The following is an 18,473-nucleotide window of genomic DNA, read 5'->3' as shown; positions in this document are numbered from 1 at the left end:
GAATGGTCCCGGACCCACAGGAACGGCTTATGGTGCCCTGACGGCCCGTGGGAAAAGCTGACGTCATACAAAGAGACATGCACAGCTGTATCGCGCCGGACTCGTGGACGGGCGTGAACGAGCGTGACCGAGTGCGACCGACAACGACAGCCGTGGATCGAGGAGAGAAGCTGTGAGCACCGAGAACGAGGGCACCGCGGTACCCCCGGCCCCGTCCGCACCGCCGCCCCCGCCGGTGGATGCTCCCGCTGCCTCGGCGCACCAGGGACCCCCGGCCCCGGGAGCGGACCCGGGGCGGGCCGCACCGCCGCCGGCGCCCGCACAGGGCGCGGACCAGGCATACGGTTCCGGTCCCCAGGGCCCGGTGGGCGGGGCCGGCTGGGGCCCGCACGGCGCCCACGGAGGCCAGGACCCCGTCCACGGAGGCCAGGACCCCGCCCCTTCCTCCTCCACCCCCGACGCCTCCTGGCCCCCGCCCCCGCCGCCGTCCACCCCGTCGTACGGTGACGGCGGTGCCGGGCACGGTTCGGACGGCTGGGGCTCCTCCTACCAGCAGCCGGCGCCGAAGAAGGGCGGCGGGCGCGGCCGTATGCTCGCCGCGGTCCTGGTGGCCGCGCTGGTCGCGGGCGGCGCGGGCGGCGGCCTCGGCTACACGCTGGCCAAGGAGAACGACAGCAACGACTCGACGACCGTCTCGGCGTCCACCAGCGGCGGCAACGTGAAGCGCGACCCGGGCACGGTCGCCGCCGTGGCCGCCAAGGCGCTGCCGAGCACGGTCACCATCGAGGCCGAGAGCAGCAGCGGCGAGGGCGGCACCGGCACCGGCTTCGTCTTCGACACCCAGGGCCACATCGTCACCAACAACCACGTGGTGGCGGACGCCGTCGACGGCGGCAAGGTCACGGCGACCTTCCCGAACGGCAAGAAGTACGATGCCGAGGTGGTCGGTCACGCACAGGGCTACGACGTCGCGGTCATCAAGCTGAACAACGCCCCCTCGGACCTGAAGCCGCTTCCCCTGGGCAACTCCGACGAGGTGGCCGTCGGCGACTCGACGATCGCGATCGGCGCGCCCTTCGGCCTGTCCAACACGGTGACGACGGGCATCATCAGCGCGAAGAACCGCCCGGTCGCCTCCAGCGACGGCGCCGGCAGCCAGGCGTCGTACATGAGCGCCCTGCAGACCGACGCGTCCATCAACCCGGGCAACTCCGGCGGTCCGCTGCTCGACGCACAGGGCAACGTGATCGGCATCAACTCCGCGATCCAGTCCACCAGCAACGGCGGCTTCGGCACGGGCCAGGCCGGCTCGATCGGCCTGGGCTTCGCCATCCCGATCAACCAGGCCAAGTACGTCGCCCAGGAACTGATCAAGACGGGCAAGCCGGTGTACGCCAAGATCGGCGCGTCGGTCTCCCTGGAGGACGCCGCGGGCGGCGCGAAGATCACCGAGCAGGGCGCGGGCGGCTCCGAGCCCGTCGACCCCGGTGGCCCCGCCGACAAGGCCGGCCTGCAGCCCGGTGACGTCATCACCAAGCTCGACGACCGGGTCATCGACTCCGGCCCCACCCTGATCGGCGAGATCTGGACCCACAAGCCGGGCGACAAGGTCACGATCACCTACGAGCGCGACGGCAAGGAACGCACCACGGAACTCACCCTGGGCTCCCGCACGGGCGACAGCTGACCTCACCCCCGTACCCCGAACCCGTTACCCTTGTCCCCGCGCCGCCGATCACCGGCAGGCGCGGGGAGGCGTGCCCGAGCGGCCGAAGGGAACGGTCTTGAAAACCGTCGTGGCAGCGATGTCACCGTGGGTTCAAATCCCACCGCCTCCGCGCGATGAGCAGTGAGAACGGCCCCTGACCAGGTAGAATGGTTAGGGGCCATCGTGCTGCGTACTATCCGCGAATGACTGCCGTTCCCCGGTGTTTCCCGCTCCATCGGGCACGGCAGGGGCACGCGTAGGCGTTACTGCACCAAAGTGAGGTTGTCCCCAGTGAGGCACCAGCGACGACCATGCGAGTCGGTGAAGGAAACACGAGGCACGTAGTTCCTCGGGTGGTCGTCTTCCTTCCACTCACGGGCCTGGAAGTAGCACGAAGAGCCACGGCTCAGCACGGGAACCGTGAGAGGTAGCTCCTCGCCGGACCCTAGCTCTCCCCACTCACAGGCTCTAACCGCTGGGCCGAGGTGACCGAAGTCGGTCTCTATTTCCTGGATTTCGGCTTCGCTCTCATTGTGTACAAGCACGGATGCGGCTTGATCATCAGCTGAGATGATTCCTTCGAAGCGATGGCCGCTGAGTCGGACTCCGCGAGCCTGACGCTCTGTGCGCTCCTTCCGCTCCAGGAGCAGCACGTCTCGCTCCACGGTGAGGACCTCAGCTTGCTGCGCGATGAACTCGCGCTGTTCTCGGATCTGGTCTCGCTGGCTCTTGAGCGTCCAGGTAGCTGCACCAGCCGCAAGTGCGGCGAAGATCGCTCCTACCCACGTTGGGGCGTCCCCCCAATCGATCTCATTCATCGAATCAGGCTAGGTACACCAGCCTGCACGCGGATGGCTTTCTTCGCCCACCACTCACCCCAGCTCCCATCCCGTCCGCCGTCGACCCACACACCGTGGAGCGGGCGTGGTTCCTGGCGTCCAGGTGGAGCGCGCCACTGTACGAACGACCTGGACGCCAGGGGCCGCGTCTGCTCGGCTCTGCCTGGGTCGACGGTGGACGGGATGGGAGCTCCCCGCGCACGCCACTACGGGCCCGCGGTCGGCGACGGCGCCCCCTCCATCCCGGTGCCGGCCGATCCCCCGCCGGAGGCATTGCCTTGACCGTCACCGCGCTATGCGGGTTCTACTCTCGGGCCGTTGCTTCGCTGCGGCCCCATGGGCCGGCCCCGGCGCCGAAGGCGCAGAGGGGCCGAGCCCAAGGGGCCAGCCCGCGCCTCGCGCGGGCCCTTGATGAGGTAGAGAAACCTGTAACAGCTCTCGCTCTTACCCGGGTCAAGCCGAAGGCACGTCAGTGGTCAGGAGTCGGCTCGTGAATCCGGCTTGGCGCAGGCGCTCGTACGCCTCGAGCACGTCGGCGGGTACCGGTTGGCTGATCATGAATCCCTGCTCGGGGTAGATCATCAGTCGTTGGAGCGCGCCGACCAGCATGTCGATCACTAGGCGGGCGTCGCCGATGGAGTCGACGTACTCATCGAGCGTCATCGGAGTGGAAGCGCTGACGATCTCGACTTCGGGCCAGAGCTTGCGTGCGGTGGCGTACGCCCGCCGCTCCTCGTACGGCTTGCTGATCAGGAGCACCGAGGACACCTCCATCCCCCTCTCCTTCAACAGCTCTCGTGAGAAGCGGATGTTCTCGCCCGTGTTGCGGGCGCGCGGCTCCACGAGAACGGCCGTGCTGGGGACACCGAGCTCCAACGCCCGTTCCTGGTAGTGGACCGCTTCACCGCGGGGCATGCGTTCCCGTGTCGTGGGGCTGGTGGCGCCGGTGAACAGGAGCAGGGGGGCCATGCCGCGCTTGTACAGGTCCACTGCGGTGTCGGCCACGCCCAGGTCGTGGCTGCCGAGTCCGATGGCAACCGAGCACGGCCGGGGTGAGTGGCCCATCTGGTGGTAGTCCCATACGCGCCGGGCATCTGCCCAATCCTGTGTCGAGATCACTGCTGTCCTTCCCCGTCCTTCGCCGAGTCGGGCACCTTGAAGTCGTACTCCCACGCGAAGCGCGATGCCGCGTGTACCCCGATGGCGAACTCCACGACAGTCCCGTCGGCGGTGTAGGTCGTCCGGTGCAGCTCGACGACCGGTTCGCCCGGCGGTAGCTGAAGCTGCTTCACCTCGTCCGGGGTGGCGGCACGGGCGAACAGTCGCTCCCTCATGTGATCGATCTCGTAACCCGCGTCGTACAGCACGCGAAATCCGCCGCCTCGGCCGGCGGGCCCCGGCGTGGGGTCCACCAGTCGCGTGCCTTCCACGTGCTCGGGCCGGTAGTAGCTGGTCAGCGTGTGCGTCGGCTGATCGCCTTCCTTCACCAGCCGCGCGCGGGCGTAGACCTCGGCGCCTTCGGGGAGTCCGTGTGCGGCTGCCACCTCCGGTGGCGCTACGACGCGGCTGACCGTCTGGGTCTGCTCGTTCCGGCGATACGCCCGCCCGGAAGCCACACGGTCCGCGATGAAGGCGACCTCGTTGCCGTCCCGCCACTTGGCCTTGTCGTAGCGGGCGATACCCAAGCGCTTGAGGGGAACTTGCTGACGCACGACGGTGCCGTGGCCGCGCGACGAGGTGACCAGACCTTCGGCTTCCAGTGCCTTGTAGGCGGCATGCACGGTGGACTTGGAGCCTTCGCCTGCCTCGACAAGCGTTCTGATGTGCGGAAGCTGCTGGCCAGGGGCGTATTCACCCCTTCTGATCTGCTCGGCCAGCTTGTCCGCCAGCTCTCGCCACTTGGGCGCCATCTAGAACCCCTCTCGACGAGAACTAGTGAAACATAGTCCCAGGACTGTTGACAGTCCTGGGACTGCGATGCACTATCTCTCTCAGCGGCTCGCAGTCCTAGGACAGCGGGCATCATGCGGCCCTGTTTGGGCTGCTCCGACATCAACGGTGGGAGTACTGATGCCGTCCTTCAAGATCGACCTTTCGACTGCCGTGGTGTTCGTGGCGACCGCGCCGGAACCGAAGATGGCGAACAAGAAGACCGGGGAGCGGGCCCTGGACCGGGAGACCGGCGCGAGCTTGTCGACCGTGGGCCTGCTGGTCTCGGACGAGGGTGAGGGCAACCTCTACCAGGTGACCGTTCCGGAGACGGGCTACCCGGAGGGCCTGACGCCGGGCATGCCGGTGCGGGTGGTCGGCCTCAAGGCCCGCGACTGGGAGAACACCTTCAACGGCGAGAAGCGGCACGGGATCTCGTTCCGCGCGGTCGCGGTCACGCCGCTGGGGGCCTGACCATGACGAATCTGGTCACCTGGCTGGAGGTGGGCGGCGTAGTCACCGGTGCCGGTGGGCTGTACGTCGCCAAGGAGGGCGCCCCGCGCGCGTACTGGTCGCTGGTCGGCCTCCCCGTCACCTGGGGCCGGTTCACGTGGACCTACGGCTCGACCATGGACGTGTGCGGCCTGACGGTGCAGCCGTCCCGGCTGCGGGCGTTCGTGACCCGCAACGTGGCCCGTCGCGAGGTGCGGCCGGTACCGCCTCGGGTGCGCCGGGTCCGCCCGACCTCGACCGGTCTGCGGGTCTCCCTCCGCCTCCCCGCCGGCCTGGAGCCCGCCGACGTCGCCGCCTCCTCCGAACGTCTCCGGCACGCCTGGGGTGTGCACTCGGTGACCGTGGTGGAGACCAAGCCGGGCCACGTCGAGCTGCGCATGACGGGCTACGACGTGCTGGCCAGGGTCAAGATGCCGCGCCGGGCCGTCGCCCATGGGCTGGTCGTCCCGGTGGCACTGCGGGAGGACGGCACGGTCTTCGAGCGGGACTACCGCAAGGTCCCGCACGCCCTGACCCTGGGCGCGAACCAGTCCGGCAAGTCGATGTACCAGCGCAACCTGATCAAAGGGCTGGCACGGCTTCCCGTGGGCCTGGTCGGCGTCGACTGCAAGCGCGGGGTGGAACAGAGCCGCTACGCGCCTCGTCTGTCGGCGCTGGCCACGGACCGGGAGAGCGCCGGCCGTCTGATCGACGCCCTGGTCGGGGAGATGGAGGACCGCTTCGAACTGCTCGCCCTGTACGGAGCCTCGGACCTGTGGGAGCTGCCGGAGAAGGTGCGGCCGGTTCCCCTGGTCGTGCTGATCGACGAGGTGGCGGAGCTGTTCTTCGTGACCTCCAAGAAGGATGAGCCCGCGCGGGACCACACGGTCATGCAGCTGGTCCGGCTGGGTCAGATGGCCCGTGCGATCGGCATCTACCTGGAGGCGTGCGGGCAGCGCTTCGGCTCCGACCTGGGCAAGGGTGCCACCGCCCTGCGGGCTCAGCTCACCGGCCGGGTGGTGCACCGGGTGAACGACAAGCAGACGGCGGAGATGGGCCTGGGCGACATCGCCCCGGACGCGGTGCTGTCGGTGACCGGGATCCGGGCGGACCGTCCCGGTGTCGCGGTGGCCGGTGACGCCTCCGGCTACTGGTCCCGCATCCGTACCCCTGAGACCACCCCGGCTGAAGCCTCCGCCGTCTGTCGCGAGTTCGCCCATCTCACCCCCGAGCTGCCGTTCCTCGCCCCGTTCCGCCCGGTCGAGCAGTACGCCGTACCGCCCGTGCCGAGCGTTCCGCCGCTGGTCCCGGCACAGCCCGTCGTCGGGCAGCCCTGACGCGCGACCACTTCGCGCCCGACCCCTGCGAAGGGAGGTGAAGACCCGTGTCCCGACCGTTCCGCGTCGACGCAGTCCTGGTTCAAGCCGTGATCGCCGGTGCACTGTCCTTCGCTCACCTGCACGACCTTGCCGAAGCCGCCGGGCAGACCGGCTGGAAGGCATGGGCCTACCCCGTCTCCGTCGACCTGCTGTTGGTCGCCGTGTGGCGGCGGCTGCGCACCGAGCGGTCCGGGCTGGCCTGGTTCTGGTTCCTGGTCGCCCTGGTTGCCTCGCTCGGTGCCAACGTCGCCACCGCCGGACTCCTCGACCTGGAGCACGTCCCGGCCTGGCTGCGCATCGTCGTCGCCGGTTGGCCCGCGCTCGCCTTCCTCGGCGGCACCCTGCTCGCCCACCAACCCGCCAAACGCCCGTCCGCGCCGGCCTCGGAGCCTGAGCTCCGGCCCGCGCCGGTGGTCGACCAGCCCGAGGAATCCGCTCCTATCCCGGAGCCGGTACCGCAGATCACCACACCGGAGCCTGCCCCAGCCCTGCCGGAAGTCGGCATGCCTGCCACCACACCGGCGGTACCCCCGGCGCTGATCGACCACGCCCGGAAGCTCGCCGCCGACCACCGCACTCGTACCGGCGCCGACATGGACACCGCCACCCTGCGCGCTCGCCTCGGCATCCCGGAGGACCTCGCCGGTGCGATCGTCGCCCAGCTCGCCTGACAAGGAGGTACACCCGTGCGCCCGAACCGCTTCTACGACGTGATCCGCATCGGCCCCGTGAGGGTCGGCACGTTCCACAACGGCCGTGGCCAGACCCGGCACACCGCCGCCTGCACCGCCCCGAGCTGCGGCTTCTCCACCGAGCACCGCGACCGCTCGGCCGCCGAACTCGCCGCCCGCACCCACCGCTGCAACCCCTGAGGAGTGATCCCATGCGTCTGCCTGACGAGCAGCTTCGCGCCGGGCACATCCCCGCCGACCTCTACCGGCGGATCCCGCCCGGCACCGACCCGCGGCGCATCGTGATCGTCCAGGAAGCTCCGCGGTCCTACACCGGCCCGATCGTGCTGGCCCTCGTCATCACCGCCGGATCCGTCGCGGTGCTGCTGGTGATCGCCTTCGTCACCCAGATCGTCGCCGCGTCGATCGTCTCGGTCCTGTCGGCCACCTGCGGCATCAGCTACACGATCAGCCGCGCCTCGAAGCGCAGGAAAACACCACGCACGCGCAGCAAATGACGCCCTCCGGGGCGGCTCTCTCGCCAAAGATCCGCCGCCCCGGACGGCCTGCACCACTTCCAGACCCAACGATCCGAAAGGGCTCACTCATCATGCCTGCCCGCGTCCCGAACCGTCCGGTCTGCCACCACTGCGACGGCTTCCCCGTCGTCTATGTCACCACCGGAGAGCGCCGTCACGACGGCTCCCGCCTCGTGCTGCCCGTCGTCTGCCACGTCTGCCAGGGCACCGGCCACACCCGCCGCACCGCCCTCACCAAGGGCGTGGTCGCGTGACCGATGCCGCCACCATGGCGGGCCTGGACCCGGCCACCCTCGCCGATGTGCTGAGGCTGGCCGGGTCCACCGGCTTCGACCGCATTCAGGACCAGATCCGCCGTACCGGCGGCTGCTCCGACCCGATCCATCTCCAGGGCTCGACCGTCACCCGCGACGCTGCGACCGGGCACGTGCTGCACGCGTACTCGACCGACACCGAACCGGGCGGTCGGCTTCGCGTAGCCTGCGGCAACCGCCGCGCCTCCCGATGCCCGGCCTGCGCCTGGACGTACGCGGGCGACACCTACCACCTGATCCGCGCGGGCCTCGTCGGCGATCCCGCCAAGGGCACGCCGGAGACGATCCGGGACCACCCGCGGGTGTTCGCCACTCTCACCGCGCCCTCGTTCGGCCCGGTCCACAACCGGACCGGTGACCGGCCCTGCCGCTGCGGCGTCCGCCACGGCGAGGACGCTCCCGAGCTGGGCACCCCGCTCGATCCGGAGTCGTACGACTACGCGGGCGCGGTGCTGTGGAACAACCACGCCTCCGAGCTGTGGCGCTACTTCACGATCTACCTGCGCCGGGAGATCGCCAAGCGGGCCGGGCTCACACAGAAGGACGCCCGCGAGCAGTCGCGCATCGCCTTCGGCAAGGTCGCCGAGTACCAAAAACGCGGAGCTGTGCACTTCCATGCCGTGATCCGCTTCGACGGACCTGACGGGCCCGACGATCCCCCGCCCGCGTGGGCCACCCTCGACCTGCTCACCGACGCGATCCACGCTGCCGCCGCCCGCGTGACAGTCGACGTCCCCGCCGCCGGGGACCAGCCGGCCCGCATGCTGCGGTGGGGCACCCAGCTCGACGTACGACCGATCCGCGCCTTCGGCGGCGGTGAAGAGATCAGCGAACAGGCAGTCGCCTCCTACGTCGCCAAGTACGCCACGAAAGCGGCCGAGACGACCGGCACCGTCGACCGCCGCATCGGCAACAAGGAAGCCCTCGCCCTGCTCGGCGTCCCCGACCACCCGGCCCGGCTCATCGCCGCCTGCCTCGACCTGCACGCGCTCTACCCGGACCGCAAGCTGCGCGACTGGGCCCACATGCTCGGCTTCCGCGGCCACTTCTCCACCAAGTCCCGCCGCTACTCCACCACTCTCGGCGCCCTCCGCCAGGTCCGCGCCGACTACCGCGCAGCCCAGCAACGCGCCGCCCTCGGTCTGCCCGACCCCGACGATGAGGAGGCAACCACCCTGACCCTCGCCCACTGGACCTACGCCGGCCACGGTCACACCCCCGGTGAATCCTGGCTCGCCGCGAACATCCGCCGGGACCTGCAAGCAAACCGCGAACTCGCACGTGAAGCGCTCACAGACATGCGCTCGGAAGGGGAGGGCTGGTGACCAGGGACCGACTGCTCACCGTGCAGGAAGTCGCCGAACGCCTCGGCACGGGTGTGCGGTTCCCCCGTCGGCTCATCGAGGAGCGGCGGATCACCTTCGTCAAGGTCGGCCGACACGTCCGTATCCCCGAGAGCGCGGTGAACGCCTTCGTGGCTGCCCACACCGTGCAGCCGGTCACCCTGCGGGGTGCTGCCTGATGGCATCGAAGCGCAGATCCCGCCGGCCGTTCGGCCGTGTCCGTAAGCTCCCGTCCGGCCGCTTCCAGGCTCGCTACCCAGGACCGGACGGAGTGTTGCGGCCTGCGGATCGGACGTTCGCGACGTCGACAGATGCCGACCGGTGGCTCATGCGGAAGCGCATCGAGATTGAAGAGGGCCGCTGGCTCGACCCCGCCGAGGGGCGTACGACCGTGCGGGACTGGTCCGCTCGCTGGCTGTCCGCCGTCGCTCCGCAGCTGAAGCACAAGACACAAGCGACGTACCGGTCGCTGATCAACTCACGGATCAATCCGGCGCTCGGCGACCGGGAGTTGTCGAGCCTGCGGCCGATCACGGTCACTGAGTGGGTGGCCGCGATGCGTACCGAGGGTCTGAGCGCTTCGCGCATCCGCCAGGCGTACCGGGTGCTGTCGCAGATCATGGCGTCGGCCGTGGACAACGACCTGATCCCGCAGACTCCGTGCCGTGGCGTCCGGCTTCCGCGCATGCCGCAGACCGAACCGCACATCGTCACGCCGCTGGAGGCTTCGGGCATCGTCAGCGCTGCCGAGAAACCGCACGACCTGCTGATCGCGCTGCTTGCCTTCGCCGGTCTGCGGGTGGGGGAGGCGTTCGCGCTTCGGCGCTCGGACGTGGACGTCGCCCGCGGCTTCCTCCTGGTCGACGAGAACCTTGCCGAGGCGAACGGCACCCTCGTCTTCGACACCCCGAAGTCTCATCAAAAGCGGCTCTTGCGACTGGCGCCCTCCCTGGCGAAGCGGCTCGGGGCCTACCTCGAGGAGCTGCCCGGCGGGGAAGACGCGCTGTTGTTCACCACGCCCGCGGGCAAGCCGCTGCGCTACAACCAGTGGCGCAAGGCGTACTTCGACCCTGCCGCCTCGGCGGCCGGCCTCACCGACGTGACTCCCCACGACCTCCGGGCCTCCCACGGAACGTGGGTGGCGGACCGGTACGGAGTCATGACCGCCGCACACCGGCTCGGGCACTCGAACGCGAGCGTGACGACCCGGCACTACGCTCGCCCGGTCGCCGGCCGCGACGACCAGGTGGCCGAAGCCTCCGACGCGTGGTTCAGCGGGCACGACGGCGCTGATAGGGCACGTAGGGGGCACGACGACGACGGCGACGGCTCTGCGGGCGTGCCTGCGCGCGTCTGACCTGCGGCGCAGCGGTCAACGGCCGTGGTCGGCGAAAGGTCTTGAAAACCGTCGTGGCAGCGATGTCACCGTGGGTTCAAATCCCACCGCCTCCGCGCAGGTCGTAGACGTTGCAGGGCAGAAGGGGCGCTCCTCGTGGAGGGGCGCCCCTTTCGCTGTTCTCCGCGGGTGGGTCCGGTCGGTCCGTGGCGGGTGTGACGCGGCCTGCCGCCGCGGTCCGTTCGCGGGTCAGGAGCGTTCGCGTGCGGCCGGGTTGTTCAGGCAGAGCGCGATGTTCCGGACCGCGGCGGTGAGTTCCTCGATCACCCGGGCCGCCTGCTCGGCGTTGTGGAAGGACGGGCCCCCCGCCAGTGCCAGGTCCAGTTCCTGTGCGGACCGGAGGGCCGGCTCGAGGGCGTCGGCGGAAGGGGAGGCGGGTGCGGACGTCTCCGTCGCGGCGGCGGGCACGCCCGTACCGGCCGTGGGAGGAGGCCCCGGCGGCGTCGGGTCCGCCGCGGGCGCACCGGAGACCGCGGGCGCGGGCGTCGGCTCGGGCACGGTCGGCGGTGCCGGCGGGCTCGCCGGCGGCGTGCCGGTCCCCGGGGCTCCCCGGCGTCCGTCGAACGGGGCGGGGAAGGCGCCGAAGTCACCGGTCACGGAGACGCACTCCTCCTCTCCCGGGCGTGACGGCACGTCCGGCGCGGGATGCGGGTCCTGGGAGGCCCGCCGGTCGTGCGGGGGCACGTCCGGCGCGTGACGCGTCCGGGGGAGCACGAAGTGCTCGAAGCCCGGGAACGAGGGTGTGGCGGGGTGCGGGGAGGAGCGCGGGCTGTACTCGGCCTGCCACTGCATGCGGTAGCGGTCGACCTGGTCGGCGCAGGCGGTGCGGGAGTGGAAGACGGCCGTGTCCTCCCCCAGGTCCGGGTACCAGAGGTTCGGTCCCGGGAAGCGCACGGTCCGCACCCGCGGCCTGATCGGCTCGGCGCACCCCATGCAGCAGCCCTCCGGCACCATGAGCGGGATGCCGCCGTCCTGCTCCGGCCAGCGGGGGCCGCCCTCCCAGCGGTACTCCCCGTGGTGGCAGGGCGGCAGCTCGCCGCAGGCGCGGCAGACGGCGTAGTGCTCGGGGAGGACCCGCCAGTCGTGGCTGGCGGGAGCGCACCAGTGCTTGGGCGTGGAACGGGGCAGGTTCTCGTTACGCAGCACCAGCACCACCGGGCGCTTGTAGAACTCGGCCCGCTCGGGGGCCGGCTTGACCGCCTGGTTGTTGGCCCGCCGCAGTTCGTTGGCGTGCCACCACAGTTCCACGTGGTCGCGCCACGCCTTCTCGTAGGATTCCGGCCACCAGTCGTTCGGGTAGCTGTTGATCTCCAGGATTCGCCACCCCTGCCGGTCCAGTACCACGATGGAGCCGGCCCGCAGCCGCATGTGCGTTCCGTTGTCCCCCTCGTCCGGCCAGTCATGGCGGCCGATACGAGTGGGCTGGTCTGGGAGCCACCTGCGAACCTGCATGTCATGCTCCTCGGCAATGAAACTTCATAGTTTCAACTGGGGCAGTGGGCAACATTCTGAACAATCAGGACGTTTGGGGCGCTGTAGACACGCGCACGTTGCTGACAGCAGATGATCGAAAAGGCCTTCCGTGGCACCGTTTTCTTTCGCGCGCCCCCTGTCACCAGGAGTTTTCGCATCCGGAGCTGTGACCTGCCCCGCTCTCCGCGGTGCCCGGGGCAGCGGCTTCGTACCCCGGCGACGGGACCCGACACTCACCCGTACGTGTGGTGACGTTCAGGCTGCCGCCCCTCCGTACGTGTGCATCACCCCCGCGGGAGCGTCACCTCGCGCACCCGGAGTGATCCGGACGGCCGCCCTCAGAGCTCCTCGTCCTCGGCCGGCCGTTCCCAGGACAGGTCCCGCAGCGCGGGTTCCGCGTCGCAGCCGGACGGTACGCGCGGGGAGGGCTGGAACCAGACGACGGTGAGGCGGGAGTGGTACAGGGAGTGGTCGGGGGCCGGGGCGAGCGCCTCGGACCGGAAGCTGCCGACGCACGTCACGGCGGGCAGCAGCTCCACGGGACCGAAGGCGCCCGCGTACTGGTCGGGGTACTCGCGCGGAGGCGGGACCAGGTGGACCGGGGCGCCGGTAAAGGCGCGCCCGGCGGACCGGAGCAGCCGGTCGATCCTCCGGTCGTCGAGGGGCTTGCACGGGTAGCCCTCGAGCAGCCCGCCGTACGTCGACGACAGCCGCAGCTCGGAGAGGTCGACCGAGCGGCCGGAGTCGAGGAGGACGCGGGCGAGTGACACGGTCGGCACTGTGGGGCGGCGGTGCATCGGGGTCTTTCGGTTTTCGTGGGGGGACGGAGAGGGTGGCGCGGACGACGGGTGAGGGACCGGGGAGGGTCAGGGGCGGTGTCCCGTCATCCGCGCGGCCGAAGCGATCGTCGCGCGGGCCTCTCGTTCGGACAGGCCGGTGTGGAGGGCCGCGCCGACCAGGGGGTCCACCAGCGCCGGGCCGATGCCGTCCTCGTAGGCGCGGCAGGCCGCCCAGAACAGGCGGGTGTTGCGCTGGCCCTCGTGCGCCGCGAGCACGAACTGGACGAGTCCCTGACCGTGCCCGCCGGCCGACGGGGGCGTCGGGTGGTGCGCGCGGGGCGGCGGGAGGAGCAGGCGCAGGAGGGTGGGCGGGCAGGGCGCCGGGACCAGGTGTGCGGTGCCCTCGGCGGTGGTGTACGGGCCGCGGTCGGTGCGGGAACCGGGCCCGACGAGATAGCCGCCGGCGCCCCGGATGTCGATGCCGGGGGCCAGGCGGCCCGCGGAGTTGGGCACGACGACGTCCGGCGGGCCGCTCAGCCACAGGTGGCGGCCGCCGCTCGGGGTCAGGACGATCACCGTGGCGGGGATCGTGAACAGGTGGCGCCGGGCCAGCTCGCGCAGGGCGGCGAACGGGTCCGTACCGCTCTTGGTGTCCAGGTCGACGCCGATGAGGTGGTGCGGGGGCAGTCCGCAGGCGATGCCGTAACCGGTGGCGCGGGGTGCGGCGGCGAACAGTTCGCGGATGCGGGCGGGGTCGGTGGAGGCGTCGTGGACGCCGTGGCCGAAACGGCCGCACTCGCCGTGGCAGGGCGGGCCCGCCGGCTCCGGGGTGTCGCGGTGCGGTGAGCGCAGGGCCGGGAGTTTCGTCCGGGACAGGGGGATGACGGCCAGACCGCGTTCGGCGGCTGACAGGGCGTGCGCGAGGGCCAGTGTCGTGGCCTGCCGGTCGGTGGTGGCCATACCTCCATGGTCGTACACGCGTTCGAAGAAGGGAAGGGGGCGGAGGCGCGGCGCGCCGGGGTGGGGGCGTGGGCGTGGGCGGGGGAAGTGGCGGAACGCTTCGTCCCTTGCGGGGAGCGGGGCGGGGTGCCCCTCGGAAGGGCGCGGGATCCGAGGGGCGTGCCGGGGTTTACCACCGTGTCGTCACGCTTGCGTGCGAATGATCGCGTCCGGGGTGGTTCGCCGGGCGTTCCCTGGGCGACCCTGGTCTCGCGACGTCGTGCACAGCACCGGGGCGGGGGGACGACTTCCCTGGTGACAGCCGTACTTCACGCGCACGGGGCCATGAGCCGGTGCGTCCTTGTTCTGGAGGGAACACAGCATGGCGAACATCCGTACCGCCCGCGTCATCGCCGCGGTCTCCGCCCTTCCGCTCGCGGTCGCCCTCTTCACCGGCGTCGCGACGGCGGACGACGGCGCCCTGGCGGACGACGGATCGAACGCGACGGCCACGAGCTCCGAGGCCGACGCCCTCGGCAGCGGCGTGGGCGGCGACAACTTCGGTAATTCGGCCACCTCGCAGCAGCAGGCCACCGGCTCCGGCGCCACGAACCGGAACAACACCGCCCAGGTCACCGGTTCCGCCCTCACGGTCGTCAACCAGGGCGACGACAACACGGCCGTCGGCTTCAGCCCGCTGTGGTGAGGCCGGCGCCCTGACCGTGCGGGTGTGCTTCGTGGGGGGGGCAAGGCGTCCGGGTGGCGGGGCTTCGGCACGGCCGCCCGGAGGCGTCCCCGGAGGGAGGGGCGACCGTCGGCGGCCCGGGCGCTCCGGGTCCCTCTGGGGGCCGACCCGCAGTACCCCTCATCCGCTCGTCCACCTCCAGGAGGTGGAGCGGGCCCCACCCCTACAACCTGAGGGGGACGTGCCTTCGGGACCTGCGGGCGATCCGGCGGACCGCCCCCGCTCCTAGCGTTGAGCCATGACCACACCCGTCTGCACCAGCGCTTCGAAGGCCGCCACTCCAGCGACAGCGGCGCAGACCCTCCCGTACCCGTCGTTCTCGTCGTACATGAGGGCTCGCCAGCCGGTGCTCCTGCGTACCGCCCGGTCGCTGACCGGGAACCCGAGCGACGCGGAGGACCTGCTGCAGACCGCGCTCACCAAGACGTACGTCGCCTGGGAGCGCATAGAGGACCACCGGGCGCTCGACGGCTATGTACGCAGGGCGCTGCTGAACACGCGCACCTCGCAGTGGCGCAAGCGCAAGGTCGACGAGTTCGCCTGCGACGAGCTGCCCGAGCCCGACCCGGTGCCCGGCGGCGACGACCCGGCCGAACACCAGGCGCTGCGCGACGCGATGTGGCGGGCGGTCATGCGGCTGCCCGCGCGGCAGCGGGCGATGGTCGTGCTGCGGTACTACGAGGACCTCAGCGAGGTCCAGACGGCCGACGTGCTCGGCGTCTCGGTGGGCACGGTGAAGTCGGCCGTGTCGAGGGCGCTCGGCAAGCTCCGCGAGGACGCCGAACTGGGGCTCGTCCGCGGCTGAGGCGCACCGGCCCTCCGGCGCGGCGTGATCGATCATTCGCTCCCCTAGTGACATACCGCGCGGTATGTGCGCAGAATCAGCGCAACCCGTACCGCCGCGCAGGCAATGTCGCCCAGGAGGACGCCGTGCTGAGCACCATGCAGGACGTACCGCTGCTGATCTCGAGGATCCTGACCCACGGGTCGACGATCCACGGCACCTCACAGGTGACCACCTGGACCGGCGAGGGCGAACCGCACCGCCGTTCCTACGCGGAGATCGGCGCCCGGGCGGCCCAGCTGGCCCACGCCCTGCGCGACGACCTCGGGGTCACCGGCGACGACCGGGTCGCCACCCTCATGTGGAACAACGCCGAGCACGTCGAGGCGTACTTCGCGATCCCCTCCATGGGCGCCGTCCTGCACACCCTGAACCTCCGCCTCCCGGCCGAGCAGCTCGCGTGGATCGTCAACCACGCCGCCGACCGGGTGATCCTCGTCAACGGTTCGCTGATCCCCCTGCTCGCCCCGCTGCTGCCGCACCTGAAGACGGTCGAGCACGTGGTCGTCTCCGGTCCCGGCGACCGTTCCGCGCTGGCGGACGCCACCGCGCGGGTGCACGAGTACGAGGACCTGCTCGCCGGCCGGCCCGTCGCCTACGACTGGCCGGAGCTGGACGAGCGTGCCGCCGCCGCCATGTGCTACACCTCCGGCACCACCGGCGACCCCAAGGGCGTGGTCTACAGCCACCGTTCGATCTACCTGCACTCCATGCAGGTCAACATGGCGCAGTCGATGGGCCTGACCGACCAGGACACCTCGCTGGTCGTGGTCCCGCAGTTCCACGTCAACGCCTGGGGCCTGCCGCACGCCACCTTCATGACCGGCGTCAACATGCTGATGCCGGACCGCTTCCTGCAGCCCGCCCCGCTCGCCGAGATGATCGAGGGCGAGAGGCCGACCCACGCAGCCGCCGTCCCCACCATCTGGCAGGGCCTGCTCGCCGAGCTGACCGCCAAGCCCCGGGACGTCTCCTCCCTCACCCAGGTGACCATCGGCGGCTCCGCCTGTCCGCCCTCCCTGATGGAGGCGTTCGACCGGCTGGGCATGCGGGTCTGCCATGCCTGGGGCATGACGGAGACCTCCCCGCTCGGCACCATCGCCCGCCCGCCGGCCCACGCCGTGGGCACCGAGGAGGAGTTCGCCTACCGGCTGACCCAGGGCCGCTTCCCGGCCGGCGTCGAGGCCCGCCTCACCGGCCCCGGCGGCGAACGCCTCCCCTGGGACGGCGAGTCGGCGGGCGAGCTCGAGGTGCGCGGTACGTGGATCGCGGGCGCCTACTACAACGGCCCCGACGCCGAGCCCCTGCGCCCGGCCGACAAGTTCAGCGAGGACGGCTGGCTGAAGACGGGCGACGTCGGGACGATCTCCCCCGACGGCTTCCTCACCCTCACCGACCGCGCCAAGGACGTCATCAAGTCCGGCGGCGAGTGGATCTCCTCGGTCGAGCTGGAGAACGCGCTGATGGCCCATCCGGACGTCGCCGAGGCCGCCGTCGTCGCCGTCCCGGACGACAAGTGGGGCGAGCGCCCGCTGGCCACGGTCGTCCTCGAGGAGGGTTCCACCGCCGACTTCACCACCCTGCGCGCCTTCCTCCAGGAGGAGGGCAGGATCGCCAAGTGGCAGCTCCCGGAGCGCTGGACGGTGATCGAGTCGGTGCCGAAGACCAGCGTCGGCAAGTTCGACAAGAAGGTGCTGCGCAGGCGGTACGCCGAGGGGGAGCTGGACGTCACCCGGCTCTGACACCGGCGTACGCCGGACGCGCCGGGCGGTGGGGCGTCACCTCACCGCCCGGGACCTCGGGAGCGTCCCACCGCCCGGCGGCACCGCTCACCGCCGTACCGCCGTGCTCCCCCAGCCCAGCGCCAGCCAGACCGCCGCCACCGCCGACACCCCGCCCCAGCCGAAGTGGGTGAAGGCGGTGCCCGCGAGGGCCGAGGCGGTGGCGCCGCCGGCGAAGCCGGAGACGACGTAGGCGGTGTTGGCGACGGCCGGGCTGGAGGTGGTGGTCAGGGCGAGGGTCTGGTTGGCGACGTGGGAGGCGACCAGGGCCGCGTGGATCGCGACCGCGGCGACGAACAGGGCCCAGACGACCTGCCCGCCCAGCCAGAACAGCGGCACGGAGACGGCCGCCAGCAGATACGCCCCCCGTACGACCCGGGCGGCGCCGAAACGGTCGACCAGCCCGCCCGCCAGCGGCGCCACCGCGCTCGCCGCGAGCCCGAAGAGGCCGAACAGTCCGGCGGTGGCGGTGGACAGGCCGTAGGCCGGGCCGGTCAGCAGCAGCGCGAGCGAGGTCCACAGCGCGCTCCACGCGCCGAACATCCCCGCCTGGCGCACCGAGGCGCGCCACAGGTCGGGCGAGCGGCGCAGCAGTCCGGGCAGCGCGGCGAGGCCGCCGAACAGCGAGCCGTCGCGGCGGCGCCGCCCGGACGGCAGGACGAGGGCGGTGGCGACGCCCAGGGCGAGAGTGAGGACGGCCGCGCCCGCGAACACCCACCGCCAGCCGAAGGCCTGCCCGGCGAGCCCGCCGAGGACCCGGGCCGCGACGATGCCGGTGAACAGGCCGGCGATCACGGCGGCGACATGGCGGGCGCGGCGTGCGGCGGGGGCGCGCTCGGCGACCAGCGGGACGAGCAGCTGCGGTACGACGGTCCCGGCCGAGGCGACGAACACGGCGGCGGCCAGCGCGCCCGTGCCCGGGGCGACGGCACTGGCGATCAGTGCGCCGGTGGTGACCAGGGTGAGGACGGTGACCAGCCGGCGCCGGTCGGCGGTGTCGCCGAGCGGGGCGAAGAAGAGCAGCCCGACGGCGTATCCGAGCTGGGCGACCGAGGCGATCCAGGCCACGGCCGACGGCGTGGAACCGAAGTCGCGGGCGATCAGGGAGAGCAGGGGCGCGGCGAGATAGATGTTGGCGGCCGTGACCGCGGTGCAGACGGCGATGAGCGTGAGGAACGCGCCGGAGCCGCGGGACGGGCCCGGACCCCGGCCGGGAGCGGCGAGCGGAGGCCTGCGGGCCGGCCGGCCGGTGCTGGTGGCGCTGGGCGCTGAGGACATGAGCGGGATACCCCTTCGAGCCTG

Annotated in this window: 20 protein-coding genes and 1 tRNA gene; 14 read left to right on the top strand and 7 right to left on the bottom strand. The window is 71.4% G+C overall.

Annotated elements, in window-relative coordinates:
• The first annotated feature begins 172 nt into the window (after positions 1–172).
• Both ACFY3N_RS07365 and ACFY3N_RS07360 read left to right on the top strand, forming a co-directional pair.
• Positions 173–1,687 carry a S1C family serine protease gene (locus tag ACFY3N_RS07365; RefSeq protein ID WP_390815656.1) on the top strand — a complete coding sequence of 505 codons (1,515 nt, stop codon included), beginning with the start codon at positions 173–175 and terminating at the stop codon, positions 1,685–1,687.
• A gap of 64 nt (positions 1,688–1,751) precedes the next feature.
• A tRNA-Ser gene (locus ACFY3N_RS07360) sits at positions 1,752–1,838 on the top strand.
• Between the two features lie 133 nt (positions 1,839–1,971).
• Here the strand turns inward: ACFY3N_RS07360 and ACFY3N_RS07355 are convergent.
• From ACFY3N_RS07355 to ACFY3N_RS07345, 3 genes are all read right to left on the bottom strand, one after another.
• Entirely contained in the window at positions 1,972–2,526 is a 555-nt protein-coding gene (locus ACFY3N_RS07355; RefSeq protein ID WP_390815655.1) for a hypothetical protein, read from the bottom strand.
• 474 nt (positions 2,527–3,000) lie between these two features.
• A complete protein-coding gene (locus ACFY3N_RS07350) occupies positions 3,001–3,666 on the bottom strand; it encodes a YdcF family protein (protein ID WP_390815654.1) in 666 nt (221 codons plus the stop codon).
• Positions 3,663–4,457, bottom strand: coding sequence for a GntR family transcriptional regulator (locus tag ACFY3N_RS07345; RefSeq protein ID WP_390815653.1), 795 nt, complete (start codon positions 4,455–4,457; stop codon positions 3,663–3,665). The genes ACFY3N_RS07350 and ACFY3N_RS07345 overlap by 4 nt, the downstream gene beginning before the upstream one ends.
• A gap of 160 nt (positions 4,458–4,617) precedes the next feature.
• Between ACFY3N_RS07345 and ACFY3N_RS07340 the strand changes: the two genes are divergently transcribed.
• The 9 genes from ACFY3N_RS07340 (at position 4,618) to ACFY3N_RS07300 (ending at position 10,571) form a co-directional block, all read left to right on the top strand.
• On the top strand, positions 4,618–4,950 hold the full coding sequence (locus ACFY3N_RS07340) for a hypothetical protein (RefSeq protein WP_390815652.1): 333 nt from the start codon (positions 4,618–4,620) through the stop codon (positions 4,948–4,950).
• 2 nt (positions 4,951–4,952) lie between these two features.
• The gene (locus tag ACFY3N_RS07335; protein WP_390815651.1) at positions 4,953–6,305 is read left to right on the top strand and encodes an FtsK/SpoIIIE domain-containing protein; all 1,353 of its coding nucleotides are present in this window, start codon (positions 4,953–4,955) and stop codon (positions 6,303–6,305) included.
• A 47-nt stretch (positions 6,306–6,352) separates the two neighbouring features.
• The gene (locus tag ACFY3N_RS07330) at positions 6,353–7,018 is read left to right on the top strand and encodes a DUF2637 domain-containing protein (RefSeq protein WP_390815650.1); all 666 of its coding nucleotides are present in this window, start codon (positions 6,353–6,355) and stop codon (positions 7,016–7,018) included.
• A 15-nt stretch (positions 7,019–7,033) separates the two neighbouring features.
• Entirely contained in the window at positions 7,034–7,219 is a 186-nt protein-coding gene (locus tag ACFY3N_RS07325; protein WP_390815649.1) for a mobile element transfer protein, read from the top strand.
• A gap of 11 nt (positions 7,220–7,230) precedes the next feature.
• Positions 7,231–7,536: a hypothetical protein gene (locus ACFY3N_RS07320; protein ID WP_390815648.1), complete on the top strand. Its 306-nt coding sequence runs from the start codon at positions 7,231–7,233 to the stop codon at positions 7,534–7,536.
• Between the two features lie 92 nt (positions 7,537–7,628).
• Positions 7,629–7,811 (top strand): hypothetical protein, encoded by a 183-nt coding sequence (locus ACFY3N_RS07315; protein ID WP_390815647.1) that lies wholly within the window; start codon positions 7,629–7,631, stop codon positions 7,809–7,811.
• Complete coding sequence (gene repSA / locus ACFY3N_RS07310) at positions 7,808–9,196, top strand: replication initiator protein RepSA (RefSeq protein ID WP_390815646.1); 1,389 nt, start codon at positions 7,808–7,810, stop codon at positions 9,194–9,196. Before ACFY3N_RS07315 ends, repSA begins: the two co-directional genes overlap by 4 nt.
• On the top strand, positions 9,190–9,393 hold the full coding sequence (locus ACFY3N_RS07305) for a helix-turn-helix domain-containing protein (protein ID WP_390816053.1): 204 nt from the start codon (positions 9,190–9,192) through the stop codon (positions 9,391–9,393). The genes repSA and ACFY3N_RS07305 overlap by 7 nt, the downstream gene beginning before the upstream one ends.
• Entirely contained in the window at positions 9,393–10,571 is a 1,179-nt protein-coding gene (locus ACFY3N_RS07300) for a tyrosine-type recombinase/integrase (protein ID WP_390815645.1), read from the top strand. The genes ACFY3N_RS07305 and ACFY3N_RS07300 overlap by 1 nt, the downstream gene beginning before the upstream one ends.
• Before the next feature lie 228 nt (positions 10,572–10,799).
• Here the strand turns inward: ACFY3N_RS07300 and ACFY3N_RS07295 are convergent, their stop codons facing one another.
• The 3 genes from ACFY3N_RS07295 to ACFY3N_RS07285 all read right to left on the bottom strand — a co-directional run bounded on the left by ACFY3N_RS07295 (position 10,800) and on the right by ACFY3N_RS07285 (position 13,822).
• Positions 10,800–12,062, bottom strand: a complete 1,263-nt coding sequence (locus ACFY3N_RS07295; protein WP_390815644.1) for a hypothetical protein — start codon at positions 12,060–12,062, stop codon at positions 10,800–10,802.
• A 359-nt stretch (positions 12,063–12,421) separates the two neighbouring features.
• Positions 12,422–12,880, bottom strand: coding sequence for a hypothetical protein (locus tag ACFY3N_RS07290; RefSeq protein WP_390815643.1), 459 nt, complete (start codon positions 12,878–12,880; stop codon positions 12,422–12,424).
• Between the two features lie 69 nt (positions 12,881–12,949).
• On the bottom strand, positions 12,950–13,822 hold the full coding sequence (locus ACFY3N_RS07285) for a bifunctional DNA primase/polymerase (protein WP_390815642.1): 873 nt from the start codon (positions 13,820–13,822) through the stop codon (positions 12,950–12,952).
• Between the two features lie 361 nt (positions 13,823–14,183).
• Between ACFY3N_RS07285 and ACFY3N_RS07280 the strand changes: the two genes are divergently transcribed.
• From ACFY3N_RS07280 to ACFY3N_RS07270, 3 genes are all read left to right on the top strand, one after another.
• Entirely contained in the window at positions 14,184–14,507 is a 324-nt protein-coding gene (locus tag ACFY3N_RS07280) for a hypothetical protein (RefSeq protein ID WP_390815641.1), read from the top strand.
• Between the two features lie 277 nt (positions 14,508–14,784).
• A complete protein-coding gene (locus tag ACFY3N_RS07275) occupies positions 14,785–15,351 on the top strand; it encodes a SigE family RNA polymerase sigma factor (protein WP_390815640.1) in 567 nt (188 codons plus the stop codon).
• Positions 15,352–15,476: 125 nt separating this feature from the next.
• Complete coding sequence (locus ACFY3N_RS07270; protein WP_390815639.1) at positions 15,477–17,132, top strand: long-chain fatty acid--CoA ligase; 1,656 nt, start codon at positions 15,477–15,479, stop codon at positions 17,130–17,132.
• Positions 17,133–17,219: 87 nt separating this feature from the next.
• Here the strand turns inward: ACFY3N_RS07270 and ACFY3N_RS07265 are convergent, their stop codons facing one another.
• Complete coding sequence (locus tag ACFY3N_RS07265; RefSeq protein ID WP_390815638.1) at positions 17,220–18,449, bottom strand: MFS transporter; 1,230 nt, start codon at positions 18,447–18,449, stop codon at positions 17,220–17,222.
• Between the last annotated feature and the right edge of the window lie 24 nt (positions 18,450–18,473).

Origin of the sequence: Streptomyces sp. NPDC000348 (assembly GCF_042898795.1) — a bacterium.
Lineage (GTDB): Bacteria > Actinomycetota > Actinomycetes > Streptomycetales > Streptomycetaceae > Streptomyces.
Note: the sequence above shows the minus strand (reverse complement) of the source record. Positions and strands in the feature narration are given on the sequence as shown.

Excerpts from the sequence above, each read along its gene's own strand:
- ACFY3N_RS07320 (WP_390815648.1), top strand. The coding sequence starts at position 7,231 with ATGCGTCTGCCTGACGAGCAGCTTCGCGCCGGGCACATCCCCGCCGAC.
- ACFY3N_RS07290 (WP_390815643.1), bottom strand. The coding sequence starts at position 12,880 with ATGCACCGCCGCCCCACAGTGCCGACCGTGTCACTCGCCCGCGTCCTC.
- ACFY3N_RS07340 (WP_390815652.1), top strand. The coding sequence starts at position 4,618 with ATGCCGTCCTTCAAGATCGACCTTTCGACTGCCGTGGTGTTCGTGGCG.
- ACFY3N_RS07285 (WP_390815642.1), bottom strand. The coding sequence starts at position 13,822 with ATGGCCACCACCGACCGGCAGGCCACGACACTGGCCCTCGCGCACGCC.
- ACFY3N_RS07315 (WP_390815647.1), top strand. The coding sequence starts at position 7,629 with ATGCCTGCCCGCGTCCCGAACCGTCCGGTCTGCCACCACTGCGACGGC.
- ACFY3N_RS07335 (WP_390815651.1), top strand. The coding sequence starts at position 4,953 with ATGACGAATCTGGTCACCTGGCTGGAGGTGGGCGGCGTAGTCACCGGT.
- ACFY3N_RS07295 (WP_390815644.1), bottom strand. The coding sequence starts at position 12,062 with ATGCAGGTTCGCAGGTGGCTCCCAGACCAGCCCACTCGTATCGGCCGC.
- ACFY3N_RS07345 (WP_390815653.1), bottom strand. The coding sequence starts at position 4,457 with ATGGCGCCCAAGTGGCGAGAGCTGGCGGACAAGCTGGCCGAGCAGATC.
- ACFY3N_RS07265 (WP_390815638.1), bottom strand. The coding sequence starts at position 18,449 with ATGTCCTCAGCGCCCAGCGCCACCAGCACCGGCCGGCCGGCCCGCAGG.
- ACFY3N_RS07300 (WP_390815645.1), top strand. The coding sequence starts at position 9,393 with ATGGCATCGAAGCGCAGATCCCGCCGGCCGTTCGGCCGTGTCCGTAAG.
- ACFY3N_RS07275 (WP_390815640.1), top strand. The coding sequence starts at position 14,785 with ATGACCACACCCGTCTGCACCAGCGCTTCGAAGGCCGCCACTCCAGCG.
- ACFY3N_RS07280 (WP_390815641.1), top strand. The coding sequence starts at position 14,184 with ATGGCGAACATCCGTACCGCCCGCGTCATCGCCGCGGTCTCCGCCCTT.
- ACFY3N_RS07355 (WP_390815655.1), bottom strand. The coding sequence starts at position 2,526 with ATGAATGAGATCGATTGGGGGGACGCCCCAACGTGGGTAGGAGCGATC.